This is a genomic window from Variovorax sp. GW821-FHT09B05, from assembly GCF_059418265.1.
Window position 1 is genome coordinate 36701 of sequence record NZ_JBWKPN010000003.1, and the last position, 13334, is coordinate 50034.

Consider the following 13334-nt stretch of genomic DNA (forward strand, 5'->3'; position numbering starts at 1 on the left):
AGCATTCATGGACGGGAGCTTTCTCGAAGGGCGGCCCAGGCGCGCAGCGTGCCGGCCGCGCGGTTGACGAGCAGCGACAGGCCCCAGTAGCTCAGCGCCAGCAGCAGGTAGGGCTCGACGTAGACGAACTGCTCCGACACCACCTTGCCGGCGGTCATCGTCAGTTCGGGATAGGTGATGACCGAGGCCAGCGCGGACTCCTTCATCAGCAGGATGGTCTGGCTCGCGATCAGCGGCAGGCTGGCGCGCAGGGCCTGCGGGCATTCGATGGTGGCGAAGATCTGGCGCGAGGACAGGCCCATGCAGCGCGCCGCCTCGATCTGGCCGCGCGGAATGCTCTGCCAGCAGGCGCGGAAGATCTCGGCGAAGTAGGCGCCGCCGTAGACCGCGAGCGTGAGGCCGGCGGCGGCGAAGGGGTCGAGCGACAGGCCCGCGCTCGGCAGGCCGAAGTAGACGATGAACAGGTGGATCAGGAACGGCACGCCGCGCCACACCGCGGTGTAGGCGGTGTAGAGCCAGCGCGCCGCGCGCCAGCCGGTTTCGCGCAGCGCATGGAAGGCGAAGCCCACGACCAGGCCACCCGCCAGTCCCGTCAGCGTGAGCAGCACGGTGCGCAGCGCGGCCGCGCCGAACGCGGGCAGCAGCTGGCCCAGGAGCGCCGTGTCGATCATGGCCGCTCCATCCGGCCGCGCAGCCAGTGGCCGAGCCACAGCACCGCGCCGGTCATCAGCAGGTAGCACAGGCCCACCGAGACATAGACCTCGAGCGGCCTGAAGTTGGCCGCCACGATCTGCCGCCCGCCGCGCGCCAGGTCGGCCACCGAGATCACCGAGACGATGGCCGAGCCCTTCACCACGTCGACGCCCTCGGACACCACGGCCGGCCACACGGCCCGCGCGAGCTGCGGCAGTTGCACGTGGCGGAAGATGCGCGCGGGCGGCAGGCCGAACGAGGCCGCGGCCTCGATCTGCCCGGCCGGCACCGCCACCAGCCCGGCGCGCAGGATCTCGCACTGGAACGCGGCGGAGTTCAGGCCCAGCGCGACGATGGCCACCAGCAGCGGCGGCAGGTCGAGGCCGTAGGCGCTGGGCAGGTAGAAGAGCATGAGCAGTTGCACCAGCAGCGGCGTGCCGCGAAAGAAGCTCAGGTAGGTTCGCACCGCGGCCGGCAGCACGCCCCGGCCGCCGCGCCGCAGCGACAGGCCCAGCAGCACCGCGCCCCAGGCGAAGCCCAGCGCGATGGCCGCGATCGCCACGCTCAGCGTGGTGACGGCGCCCTGCAACAGCACGGGCAGGTAGGCGGCCAGCCGCTCGAGAAGGGTCGTTGCGTTCATCGGGAGCGCGGTGGTACGGGGTCAGGAAGCGTCGTGCGGAGCAGGTCCGCTCACATCTGCGGCACCGGCACCGCGTCGGTGGGCACCTCCATCGGGAAGCCGAACCACTTCATCTGCAGTTCCTTGAGCTGGCCGCTCTTCTGCGCACGCGCGATGCCGTCGCTGAAGAACTTGACCAGCGGCGCGCTGTCGGCGTCCTTGCGGCCGACCCAGCCGAAGTAGGTCTTGGGACCGATGGGCGCGGGCATCACCGCGTAGATGTCGCCACGCGTCTTCACCAGCGTCGCCAGGTTGGAGAGCGACTGCGCCACCGCCACCAGCCGGCCGGCGGCCAGGTCGGCATAGGCCTCGTCGAAGCTCACGTACTCGCGGATCGTGACCGCGGGCTTGCCGTCGGCCTGCAGCTTCTTCGCATAGTCCTGCAGCGCGCGCAGCTGGGCCGAGCCGGCCTGCGAGCCGACCGTCTTGCCGGCGATGCCCGCGGGGTCGGTGAGCGCGGCGTCGTCCTTGCGCTTGACCAGCGCCGTCGTGGCGTCGGCGATCGGCACGGTGAACGCGAACTTGTCGGCGCGCTCCTTGGTGAGCGTGACCGAGGTCACGACGAAGTCGAAGCGCTTGGTCGCCAGGCCCGGCAGGATGCCCTGGAACGGCACGTCGAACTGCTTGACCTTGACCTCGGGCAGGTCGGCCAGGATCAGGCGCATCAGGTCGGGGCCGTAGCCCACGATCTTGCCGTCCTGCAGGTACTCGAAAGGCGCGAACTGCGCCTCGGTACCGATGACGATTTCTTTCTTGCTCTTCACCGTTTCCAGCATGTCGGCGCCGTGCGCGGCACCGAGCAGGAACAGGGAAAGAACGCCGGCGATTGCGCGATGGAACAGCATGAGCAGGGCCCTCGGGTGTGGATTGAAGCAGGTGTGGACAGATTCAGCAAGCAACTTGCATTCATGCAAGTCACTTGCTTGGACACACAAGTTCCATGCCAGCCCGAATCGGTCCAGCGGCACGGCCGTGGTGCCGACAGCGGCGCAAAAAGGAACAGGAGACGGCGCGAGGCGCACTAAGGGGGTGCAAAATCGGTGCAAGCCGCCACGCCTGGAGAAGACGGCCATCGCGAACCGCGAAATCCCGCACGGGGTCGTTCCGGCACACTGCACCCTGGTGCAGCGATGCGATGGCTTCCAGGCTGCAACCCGATTCGTCCAGATACAGAGACAAACCCATGATCCGACAACTCATCCGCCCGCTGGCCCTCGCGCTGGCGCTTCCGCTGGCCTTCGGCGCCGCCTCCACCGCCCAGGCCCAGGCCTGGCCTGCCAAGCCGATCCGCATGATCGTGCCCTTCCCGCCCGGCGGCGGCACCGACATCCTGGCGCGCCTGGTGGCCCAGAAGCTCACCGAGACCAACCACTGGACCGTGGTGCCCGACAACCGCGCGGGCGCCGGCGGCACCATCGGCATCGCCGAGGCCGCGCGCGCCGCGCCCACGGGCTACGACATCGTGATGGGCCAGAAGGACAACATGGTCGTCGCGCCCTGGCTCTACAAGAACCTCAGCTACGAGCCGACCAAGGACCTGGCCGCGGTGGCCCACGTGGCCTTCACGCCCGTGGTGATCGTCACGCAGGCCAACTCCAGGTACAAGACGCTCGACGACGTGGTGAAGGCCGCGCGCGCCGCGCCGGACACCATCACCTACGGCTCGCCCGGCAACGGCACCACCATCCACCTGGCCGGCGAGATCTTCAACGGCGCGGCCAAGATCAAGATGCGCCACGTGCCCTACAAGGGCTCGAACGCGGCCATGATGGACGTGCTCGCGGGCAACGTCGACCTGATGGTGTCGTCGGTGCCCTCGGCCATGGCCCAGATCAAGGCCGGCAAGCTGCGCCCGCTGGCCGTGACCTCGGCCAAGCGCAGCAGCTCGCTGCCCGACACGCCCACCGTGGCCGAGCTCGGCTACAAGGGCTTCGACGTGAGCACCTGGTATGGCCTGTTCGTGCCGGCCAAGACGCCCAAGGAAGTGATCGCCACGCTGAACGCCGAGGTCAACAAGCTGCTGGCCACGCCCGAGATGCAGGCCGCGATCATCGCGCAGGGCGCCGAGCCGCAGAGCATGACGCCCGAGCAGTTCGGCGCGCTGCTCAAGACCGACTACGAGAAGTGGAAGGGCATCGTGCAGGCCTCGGGCGCGACCATCGAGTAAGCGCGCGACCGCGGACGAAGAAGGAGGGCGCGCTGCGCCCTCTTTTCGTTGGAGGACGGCGCCTCAACGCGCGGACACGGGCATCGGCGCGGGCGGCAGTACCAGCGATGCGCCCGAGCGCGAGGCCCGCTCCCAGCCCGGATGCTGCTGCGCGCGCTCCAGCTCGGCCGTCACTTCGGCGCGGGTCTTCGGCTTGTCATTGCTCACCGGAACCGGCGCGCCATAGGCCAGGAAGCCCTTCCATTTCGGATCGTTCTGCGCGGTCGCCAGCTCCTGGTCGACCTGGCCCGTCGACTTGCCCGCGCCGGCCAGTTCCGCATGGGTCTTGATGCCCGTTTCGTTGGCCGCGAAGTGCGAGGGTGCATCGACGTGCTGCGAGCTCTGCTGGGCGGAGGCCATGAGCGGCATGAAGCCGGCGATGGCGGAGGCTGCCGCGAGCGCGGCGATTCTTCTGTTCGACATGCATATCTCCTTGGGATGTTCCCCGCGGCTGGATGTCAGGCGCGGGGGTGGAGATACGGCGATGCGTTCTGGCTTGCCATGCGCGGGGCGTCGATCTCTCCACGCCCACACACTAGAAACGCAAACGGACGCGGACTTATCCGCCCGGTTACGTTCTCGTCATCCGAGGCCCGGCTCAGTCCGGCACGAACTTGCGGTTGAACACCGCCACGTCCGACTCCAGCTCGAAGGCCGCGAGCTGGCCCATCTTGCCGTCGCTGAGGCGGCAGGCCGCGAACAGGCTGTGGCGGCCCTGGAAGCCGAACTCGTCCATCACGATCAGTGCGTACGGGTACGGCACGAAGACCTGGTGCGTGAAGACGATGCGGTGCTGGTTGCGCGGCGAGGGAAAGAGCTTGTACTCGCCGGTGTCGATGCCCTGGGCGGTGGCCATGGCGCGGGTGCTCAGTCCGGATCGCGCACGTCGGCCACCGGCTTGGCGCCGAAGTCCGCGCGCGCGAGGTACTTGAGCACCTTCGCGGCCGCGCTCGCGGGGCTGTCGAGCAGGCCCTCGCTCTTGAGCTTCTCGAAGCGCGTGCGGTCCGGGAAGTTCTCGGCCGAGGCGCCACGCAGTTGCACCTGCATGTCGGTGTCGACCACGCCGGGCGCCAGCGACACGATGCGCGCGCCGTTCGGCAGGTTCGCTTCCTCGAGCGCGACCGCGCGCGAGTAGTGGTCCATGCCGGCCTTGGCCGCGCAGTACGGCGCCTGGCTGCCCATGGCGTTGCGGCCCAGGCCCGAGGAGATGTTGAGCACCTTGCGCGCACCACGCCAGCCGCGCGTGCCGCCGAGGAAGGCCGCCGTCAGCAGCAGCGGCGCTTCGAGCCCGATGCGCAGCGCCTGCGACAGCTCGCCATCGACCGCGGACGCGAGCGGCGCCGGATTGCCGACCGTGCCCGCGTTGTTGATCAGCGTGACGGCGTCGAAGCGCTGCGCGTCCTGCGTGGCCAGCCATTCGCGCAGGCGCGCGGCGGAGGCGACGGGGTCGGACAGGTCCTGTTCCCATTGCACGAGTTCGACGCCGGCCGCCTTCGCCTGTTCGGCGAGTTCGGGGCTCTGGCGGCGCGAGATGCACAGCAGGACGTGGCCGGGTTGCAGCAGCTGTTCGGCCATGGCGCGGCCGAGGCCGCGCGATGCGCCGGTGATGAGGTAGAGGTGGGAGGTGGGCATGGGGGCGATGATAGTGAAGCGCCCGGAAACGGCAGCGCCAGGGTCTTCTGCCCCGCCTCCCCACCCGAAGCATTCAATTCGGCAACGGCGGAAACGCCAGCGCGTTGCAGGGCTCGGCCGGCTGCACCTTCTTTTCGTAGAGCATGTCGTAGGCCAGGGTGCCCATCACGTCGAGGCCCCGCGTGTTCAGGTGGATCGGGCTCCTGGGGTCGTAGCAGGCGGTCGCGATCCCCAGCGGCATGCGGTCCGGATTGCCGACGACGGTGGCGAAATCGATGACGCTGTCGAAATAGCCCGAGGTCTTGATCCAGTCGTTGATCTGCCGCCACTTGAGGTCGCTGGACGCCGAGTAGTAACCGGTCGGCACCGGGTTGCCATCGACACCGACGATGTCGCCGATCGGCGTGTTCACGCCGCCATGGATCCGAATCTTGCGAAAGCGCGCCAGGTCGATGAAGTACTTGTAGCGCTCGATGATGTCGGCCGCGGAGGACTTCGAAAGGTCGTTGTCGCCTGCGAGGATGATGATGTCCGTCGGATCGCGGGACAGCACGTCGCGCTGGAAGCGGTCGAACAGCGAGGGGCCGTTGTTCGCGTTGAACATCGAGTTGCCGCTGATGCCCGCGTTGCCCACGCCCAGCGGCTCGCCACTGCCGTTGGCCAGCTTCGACAGCACGGCGGGCCACGGACTCTGGATGCCCACGGCGCTGTAGCCGGCCGTGATCGATTCGCCCACGGCCACGACCACGCGTGTCTTCTCGGGCGCGAGCACCTTGACCTCGCTCAGGTGGAAGACGCCGTTGAAGGTCTCGAACGCTGGCGCGACGGCCGACAGCGAGGCTTCGGCCGCCACGTCGCGGTTCCTCACCACGTAGAAACCGGGCAGCGGAACGGCGGCGTTCATGTGCATGTCGGCGTACTGCACCTGGCCCTGGAAGTGCAGGCTGATCATCAGGTCGGAGAGCATGGGCACCGTCATCGCGACGGGGTCGCTCAGCAGCTCCTCGCCGGCGGGCACCTCGGCCAGCGTCTTGCCGCCATCGAAGGTCAGCACCCGGCGCGTGGCCAGATCGATGGCGGTCGGATCGGAGGGTTGCGAGCCATCGGGCAGCGCCACGCTCGCGTGGTCGATGCGCAGCGTGGTGGCGCCGAACACATTGGACAGCCGCACCCGGACGCCCTCGCCGCCCACGCTCGTGCGGATGCGCACGCGCACCGTGTCCGAGTCGTTGTTCTGCAGGCGGTTGGCATACATGGCGGCCTGCCATGTCGTGGCCCAGCGGGTCTTCTTTTCGGAGGGCACGGTCGGCGGCGGCTCCTCGGGCGGTGCGACCGTGGGCTGGGTGCCGGGCGGTGCCACGGCGTTGGCGGCGGCGATCGCCGCGGCATCAAGCCGCGCATTGCTGTCTCCGCCACCACCGCATGCCGTCAACAAGCCGACGGCCAGGGCCGCCAGCATCCGGCGCCAAGCCTTCTCGAAAGAACGCTGGCCTGCCCACACTGCTTCGAGTGCTTTCTTCATGATGCCTCCTTGGGTGTCCGGTTGCCCGGGTTGAGATGACTTCTGGGGTGGGATGCCTCGCTGCTGGTGATGAAGGTCGAAGGGCGGCGATCAGCGCGCCATCATTTCTTCTCCCGGCACCGGTCGATGAACGCGATGACCTCGCCCATGATTCCCTTGCGGAAGGCCAGCACGCAGATCACGAAGATCAGGCCCGTGACCATGGTCACCGACTCGCCCAGCGTGTTGAACCAGTCGATGGTGGTGATGCGCGCGAGCAGGTTGCCCAGCTCGCCGATCTTGTTCTCCAGCAGCACGACCACGGCCGAGCCCACCAGCGGACCCGACAAGGTGCCCAGGCCGCCCACCAGCGTCATCAGGATCACCTGGCCCGAGGCCGTCCAGTGCACGTCCGACAGGGTCGCGAAGCCCAGCACCAGCGTCTTGAGCGAACCCGCCAGGCCCGACAGCGCCGCCGAGATCACGAAGGCCAGCAGCTTGAAACGCGCCACGTCGTAGCCCAGCGACAACGCGCGCGGCTCGTTCTCCTTGATGCCCTTCAACACCTGGCCGAACGGCGAGTGGATGGTGCGCACGATCAGCAGGAAGGCGGCAGCCACGATCGCCAGCGCGACGTAGTACATCGTCAGGTCGTTGCTCAGGTCGAGCAGGCCGAACAGCTTGCCGCGCGGCACGCCCTGCAGGCCGTCCTCGCCGCCCGTGAACTTCGCCTGCAGCGCGACGAAGAACATCATCTGCGCCAGCGCCAGGGTGATCATCGCGAAGTAGATGCCCTGGCGGCGGATGGCCAGCACGCCGAACAGCCAGCCCAGCAGCGCACCCACCAGCGTGCCCGCGATCAGGCCCAGCTCGGGCGTGAGGCCCCAGACCTTGATCGCATGGCCGGCCACGTAGGCCGAGCCGCCGAGGAAGGCCGCATGGCCGAAGGACAGGAGACCGGTGAAGCCCAGCAGCAGGTTGAAGGCCGAGGCGAACAGCGCGAAGCACAAGAGCTTCATCACGAACACCGGGTAGGCGCCGAAGAACGGCGCCAGCACCAGCGCGACGAACAGCAGGCCGTAGACGACGGTGGAGATCTTTTTCATGTTCATGCCGCCTGCTCTCACTTCTCTTTGCCGAACAGGCCGGCAGGACGCACCAGCAGCACGATGACCATGATCACGAACACGACGGTGGACGAGGCCTCGGGATAGAAGACCTTGGTGAAGCCCTCGATCACGCCCAGCCCCAGCCCGGTGAGGATGGCGCCCATGATCGAGCCCATGCCGCCGATCACGACGACGGCGAACACCACGATGATCAGGTTCTGGCCCATCAGCGGCGAGACCTGGATCACCGGCGCGGCCAACACGCCCGCGAAGGCCGCCAGGCCCGCGCCGAAGGCGTAGGTCAGCGTGATCATCAGCGGCACGTTGACGCCGAAGGCCTCGACCAGCCGCGGGTTCTCGGTGCCCGCGCGCAGGTAGGCGCCGATGCGGGTCTTCTCGATCACGAACCAGGTGGCGATGCACACGACCAGCGAGGCCACGACCACCCAGGCGCGGTAGTTGGGCAGCACCATGAAGCCCAGGTCGGTGGCGCTCGACAGCGCCTCGGGCGCGTCGTAGGCCAGGCCCGAGACGCCGTAGATGGAGCGGAACACGCCCTCGATGAGCAGCGTGAGACCCAGCGTGAGCAAGAGGCCGTAGAGATGGTCGAGCTTGTAGATCCAGCGCAGCAGCAGCCGCTCGATCAGCACGCCGAACAGGCCGATGACGATGGGTGCCGCGATCAGCATCACCCAGTAGTTGATGCCGAAATGTTCCATCGCCATCCAGGTGAGCACCGCGCCGAGCATGAACAGCGCGCCGTGCGCGAAGTTGATGACGTTGAGCAGGCCGAAGATGACGGCCAGCCCGAGGCTCAGGATGGCATAGAAGGAGCCGTTGACCAGCCCCAGGAGGAGCTGGCTCAACAGGGCGGGGAGGGAAATGGTCATAGGGGATTCAGCAGGCGCGGGCCCGAGCGGGCCCGCGGGGGTCGGTCATTTCCAGAGCGCGCACTTGCTCTCGGCCTTGGTCGTGAAGATCTGGTCGCCCGGCAGCGTCTTGAGCACCTTCAGGTAGTCCCAGGGCTTCTTCGACTCGGACGGCGACTTCGCCTCCACCAGGTACATGTCGTGGATGAAGCTGCCGTCGGCGCGGATCTGGCCCTTGCCGTAGAAGTCGTCGATCTTCATGCTCTTGAGCTGTGCCATCACCTTGTCCGCGTCGGTGGTCTTGGCAGCGGCCACGGCCTTCAGATAGGTCATCGTGGCCGAGTAGTCGGCGGCCTGCACGTCGGTCGGCATGCGCTTGGTCTTCTCGTAGAAGCGGTTGGCGAACTTGCGCGTGTCGTCGTTCAGGTCCCAGTACCAGCTCGTGGTGTGCAGCAGGCCTTCGGTGTTCTTCAGGCCCAGGCTGTGGATGTCGGTGAGGAACACCAGCAGGCCGGCGGTCTTCATGGTCTTGTTGATGCCGAACTCCCTGGCGGCCTTGATCGAATTGATGGTGTCGCCGCCGGCATTGGCCAGGCCGAGGATCTGCGCCTTGGAGTTCTGCGCCTGCAGCAGGAAGGAGGAGAAGTCGGACGCGTTGAGCGGGTGCTTGACGCCGCCCACCACCGTGCCGCCCTTCTCCTTGATCACCGTGGTGGTGTCGGCCTCGAGCGCGGCGCCGAAGGCGTAGTCGGCCGTCAGGAAGAACCAGCTCTTGCCGCCGCGGTCGACCACCGCCGCGCCCGTGCCCTTGGCCAGCGCGACGGTGTCGTAGGCGTAGTGCACGGTGTAGGGACTGCACTGTTCGTTGGTGAGCGCGGAGGACGCGGCGCCGTTGTTGAAGTGCACGCGCTTCTTCTCGGTGGCCACCTTCGCGGTCGCGAGTGCGGTGCCGGAGTTGGTGCCGCTGAACACCATGCTCAGGCCCTGCGTGTCGATCCACTCGCGCGCCTTCGAGGCGGCGATGTCGGCCTTGTTCTGATGGTCGGCCGTCAGCAGCTCCACGGGCTGGCCGTTGACCTTGCCGCCGAAGTCGTCGATGGCCATCTGGATCGCCATCGCGGCGTTCTTGCCCTCGAGGTCGGCGTAGAGGCCGGACATGTCGGTGATGAAGCCGATCCGGACCTTCTCCTGCGCCTGTGCCGCGCTGGCCGCGCCGAGCGCCAGGATGCCGAGGCCGATGGCGGTGGCGATGAATGGGTTGCGTTGTTTCATGGGATTGCCTCCTTGGTGGATGAATGGGGGTCGCTAGACGCCGAGCAGCTCGGTGAGCACGGGCATCCTGGCTTCGAGTTCTGAAGCGCCGAACTTCAGGGCGATACGGCCGTGCTCCATCACGTAGAAGCGATCGGCCAGCGGCGCCGCGAAGCGGAAGTTCTGCTCCACCATCACGATGGTGTAGCCCTTGGAACGCAAGGTCGTGATCATTCGCGCCAGCGCCTGCACGATCACCGGCGCCAGGCCTTCGGAGATCTCGTCGAGCAACAGCAGCTTGGCGCCGGTGCGCAGGATGCGCGCCACCGCAAGCATCTGCTGCTCGCCCCCCGACAGCCGCGTGCCCTGGCTGTGGCGCCGCTCCGCCAGGTTCGGGAACATCGCGTAGATCTCGTCGACCGACATGCCCTGCCCCGCGCCCTTGAGCTCGGGCGGCAGCATCAGGTTCTCCTCGCACGACAGGCTCGCGAAGATGCCCCGTTCCTCGGGGCAGTAGCCGATGCCCAGGTGCGCGATGCGGTGCGTGGGCATCGCGATCGTTTCCTTGCCGTTGACTTCGATGCTGCCCTTGCGGGCGCCCGTCAGGCCCATGATCGCGCGCAGCGTGGTCGTGCGGCCCGCGCCGTTGCGGCCCAGCAAGGTGACGACCTCGCCCGGTTGCACCACCATGTCGACGCCGTGCAGCACATGCGATTCGCCGTACCAGGCCTGCAGGCCCTTGATCTCGAGTGCGGCGGTCATCAGTGCGCTCCCTGCAGTTGGCCGTCGGTGGTGCCCATGTAGGCTTCCATGACCTGCGGGTTCTTCGAGACCTCGGCGTAGGGGCCCTCGGCCAGCACGGCGCCACGCTGCAGCACGGTGATGGTGTCGGCGATGGTCGAGACCACGCTCATGTTGTGCTCGACCATCAGGATGGTGCGCCCGGCCGACACGCGCTTGATCAGCTCGGCCACGCGGTGCACGTCCTCATGGCCCATGCCCTGCGTGGGTTCGTCCAGCAGCATCAGCTCGGGCTCCATCGCGAGCGTGGTCGCGATCTCGAGCGCGCGCTTGCGGCCGTAAGGCAGGTTCACGGTCTGCTCTTCGGCGAGTTCTTCGAGGCCCACCTCCGCGAGCAGCTCGCGCGCCCGGGCGTTGAGCGGCTCGAGCGACTTCTCGCTCTTCCAGAAGTGGTACGAGGTGCCCAGGCGGCGCTGCAGCCCCAGGCGCACGTTCTCCAGCAGCGTGAGGTGCGGGAACACGGCCGAGATCTGGAACGAGCGGATGATGCCGCGCCGCGCGATCTGCGCGGGGCGCTCGCCCGTGATGTCCTGGCCGTTGAACAGGATCGTGCCGCTGGTGGGCTCGAGGAACTTCGTGAGCAGGTTGAAGCAGGTCGTCTTGCCTGCGCCGTTGGGTCCGATGAGCGCGTGGATCGAACCGCGCACGACCGAGAGGTCGACCTTGCTGACAGCAGTGAAGCCCTTGAACTCCTTGGTGAGCTGGCGTGTTTCGAGAATGCAGCCGCTCATCGACGGGCCTCTTCGCGCGGCGTGGTCTGGTTCATGCGCGCCTCGTTCATTCGTTGACGCACGAGAAGCTCGCCGCTGCATTGACATCGCCGCTGCCCTTGTATTGGGGCCAGGCCGGGTAGTCGCAAAGCGGCCGGGTGCGGCGGGGCACGCTCGCGGTCATGGTCACGGGGTCGATCGGGGCGTCGGTCACGGTCATCGCGGTCGGTGCCGTGCCCTTCTCCACCCAGTTCTCGAGCGCGCTCAGCGAATCCCAGCTGGCGTTGAACACCGTGCCGACGGCATGCGCGTAGCCCGGGATCTGGTAGTAGCGCATGAAGCCCTTCACGCGCTCCGCACCCATGGTGGCGCGCACCCGGTTGAAGTACTGGTCGGTGGCGCGCGTGCTGACCAGCTGATCGGCGGTGCCATGCGCCATCAGCAGCTTGCCGCCGTTCGCGGCGAACGCCGAGAGGTCGGCCTGGTTGATGTCCTGCAGCCCCGTGAGCTCGGCGATGCGTGCCTGCCAGGGGCCTGGATTCTCGGGATCGAGCGTCAGCGAATCGAAGCCGGGGTTCTTCGTCACGAAGAAGCGCACCCACTGGTCCCAGAAGTTCGAGTGGAAAGGCGCGAACGCGGGCATCGGCGAGGCGGGCGGCTGCGCTCCCAGGCCCAGGTAGGCGACGGTCGTCTGGCCGATGCCGGACCGACCGAACTCGGCGCCCCAGGCATTGAAGCCCGGATACTGGTTCTCGCCGCTGCCGAGCGGGTAGTTGAAGACGGCCGGCGTGTCGATCACCTTGAAGGCGGCGATCTGCGCATCCGACAGGCAGTCGTCTGCCGTGTCGGCACCGCCCGGGCAGCGCAGCGGCTTTCCATCGAGCAGCGCGGTCGCGGGATCGAAGCGCTGGTTGCAGGCGTTCTGGTTGCCGATCACTCCGTCCTTCACGCCGTCGATGGCATCGCAGGCCTGCATCGCCGCGTCGAACAGCGCGCCGCGCTTCGCGAGGCTGGGATAGGCACCGGGCTGGGCCAGCGCGCGCGTGATGCGGCCGAACTGCAGGTCGAGGCTGGCCGCGTTGAAGGCCGGGTAGAGGACGATGGCGCCGTTGAAATCGGTCGGCCATTTCTGCACCACCGCGAGCGCCTCGCGGCCGCCCGACGAGCCGCCCGCGAAGTAGCTGCGTTGCGGGCGCTGGGCATAGCGCTGCTCGATCAGGAACATGGCCGCGTCGCGCGTCTTCTTCAGCGCTTCGAACGAGAAATTGCGCAGCGCTTCCGTGTTGAGTGCGAAGGCCCCGGGGTTCTTGGCGTCCGTGTTCGCATCGTGGCCCGAGTCGCTCGCGAACACCGCATAGCCGCGCCCGACGGGGTCGAGTGCATCGACGGGACCGGCAGGCACGTTGCCGGCGACAGCGGGAATGCTGCCGTCATAGCCGCCACCGCCGTACATCATGGCCTTGCGGTTCCACTCGGTGGGCAGCAGCAGCGTCAGCTTGATCGGCGGCGCGGCGGGATCGACCGGCGCGATCTCGGCGCTGAGCTTGCAATGCTCGCCGTAGTTCTTCGGCGCCTTGCCGCCCGCGGGCACCAGCGTGGCCGCCGTCACCTTGGCGCCGCCGGTGGCGAGCGCGATCGCCGAGGCGGGAACGGTGAGCTTCGCCATCTGCTCGCAGTTCAGCGGCGTGGCCGCGGCCGGCGCGGGTGCCGGCGCCGGCGCCGGAACCGATGGCTGGGGGACGAAGGCCACGCCATTGCCGCTGCCGCCGCAGGCGCCCAGCAGGGCCGCGATGGCCAGCGTCGCGGCGACGGGAATGCGCGGCACGGCGCGCGTCGCGCGGCGTGGCGGTGGGAACGGGATGCTTCGGTTCATGCTTGTCTCT

Annotated in this window: 14 protein-coding genes; 1 reads left to right on the plus strand and 13 read right to left on the minus strand. The window is 67.9% G+C overall.

Annotation, left to right across the window (positions count from 1 at the left end; all coding sequences use genetic code 11):
- Positions 1–5 precede the first annotated feature (5 nt).
- From AC07RM_RS08580 to AC07RM_RS08590, 3 genes are read right to left on the minus strand one after another with little or no spacing between them, the layout of a single operon-like run.
- Positions 6–671 (minus strand): amino acid ABC transporter permease, encoded by a 666-nt coding sequence (locus tag AC07RM_RS08580; RefSeq protein WP_093355121.1) that lies wholly within the window; start codon positions 669–671, stop codon positions 6–8.
- Positions 668–1333, minus strand: coding sequence for an amino acid ABC transporter permease (locus AC07RM_RS08585; RefSeq protein WP_495334193.1), 666 nt, complete (start codon positions 1331–1333; stop codon positions 668–670). The genes AC07RM_RS08580 and AC07RM_RS08585 overlap by 4 nt, the downstream gene beginning before the upstream one ends.
- Before the next feature lie 50 nt (positions 1334–1383).
- Entirely contained in the window at positions 1384–2217 is an 834-nt protein-coding gene (locus tag AC07RM_RS08590; protein WP_495334194.1) for a transporter substrate-binding domain-containing protein, read from the minus strand.
- Between the two features lie 338 nt (positions 2218–2555).
- Here AC07RM_RS08590 and AC07RM_RS08595 point away from each other — a divergent pair, with 338 nt between their 5' ends.
- A complete protein-coding gene (locus AC07RM_RS08595) occupies positions 2556–3539 on the plus strand; it encodes a Bug family tripartite tricarboxylate transporter substrate binding protein (RefSeq protein WP_495334195.1) in 984 nt (327 codons plus the stop codon).
- A 63-nt stretch (positions 3540–3602) separates the two neighbouring features.
- Here AC07RM_RS08595 and AC07RM_RS08600 read toward each other — a convergent pair whose 3' ends face one another.
- From AC07RM_RS08600 to AC07RM_RS08645, 10 genes are all read right to left on the minus strand, one after another.
- Positions 3603–4001: a hypothetical protein gene (locus AC07RM_RS08600; RefSeq protein ID WP_495334196.1), complete on the minus strand. Its 399-nt coding sequence runs from the start codon at positions 3999–4001 to the stop codon at positions 3603–3605.
- 175 nt (positions 4002–4176) lie between these two features.
- The gene (locus tag AC07RM_RS08605) at positions 4177–4434 is read right to left on the minus strand and encodes a hypothetical protein (protein ID WP_203203827.1); all 258 of its coding nucleotides are present in this window, start codon (positions 4432–4434) and stop codon (positions 4177–4179) included.
- Positions 4435–4445: 11 nt separating this feature from the next.
- Positions 4446–5210 (minus strand): SDR family NAD(P)-dependent oxidoreductase, encoded by a 765-nt coding sequence (locus AC07RM_RS08610; protein ID WP_495334197.1) that lies wholly within the window; start codon positions 5208–5210, stop codon positions 4446–4448.
- A 73-nt stretch (positions 5211–5283) separates the two neighbouring features.
- A complete protein-coding gene (locus tag AC07RM_RS08615) occupies positions 5284–6732 on the minus strand; it encodes a GDSL-type esterase/lipase family protein (protein WP_495334198.1) in 1449 nt (482 codons plus the stop codon).
- Between the two features lie 101 nt (positions 6733–6833).
- Entirely contained in the window at positions 6834–7823 is a 990-nt protein-coding gene (locus AC07RM_RS08620) for a branched-chain amino acid ABC transporter permease (protein ID WP_495334199.1), read from the minus strand.
- An 11-nt stretch (positions 7824–7834) separates the two neighbouring features.
- On the minus strand, positions 7835–8710 hold the full coding sequence (locus tag AC07RM_RS08625) for a branched-chain amino acid ABC transporter permease (protein ID WP_495334200.1): 876 nt from the start codon (positions 8708–8710) through the stop codon (positions 7835–7837).
- Between the two features lie 45 nt (positions 8711–8755).
- A complete protein-coding gene (locus AC07RM_RS08630) occupies positions 8756–9961 on the minus strand; it encodes an ABC transporter substrate-binding protein (RefSeq protein WP_495334201.1) in 1206 nt (401 codons plus the stop codon).
- 33 nt (positions 9962–9994) lie between these two features.
- Positions 9995–10702, minus strand: a complete 708-nt coding sequence (locus AC07RM_RS08635; RefSeq protein ID WP_495334202.1) for an ABC transporter ATP-binding protein — start codon at positions 10700–10702, stop codon at positions 9995–9997.
- Positions 10702–11472: an ABC transporter ATP-binding protein gene (locus AC07RM_RS08640; protein ID WP_057598721.1), complete on the minus strand. Its 771-nt coding sequence runs from the start codon at positions 11470–11472 to the stop codon at positions 10702–10704. Before AC07RM_RS08640 ends, AC07RM_RS08635 begins: the two co-directional genes overlap by 1 nt.
- A gap of 46 nt (positions 11473–11518) precedes the next feature.
- Positions 11519–13324 (minus strand): tannase/feruloyl esterase family alpha/beta hydrolase, encoded by a 1806-nt coding sequence (locus tag AC07RM_RS08645; RefSeq protein ID WP_495334203.1) that lies wholly within the window; start codon positions 13322–13324, stop codon positions 11519–11521.
- Positions 13325–13334 lie beyond the last annotated feature (10 nt).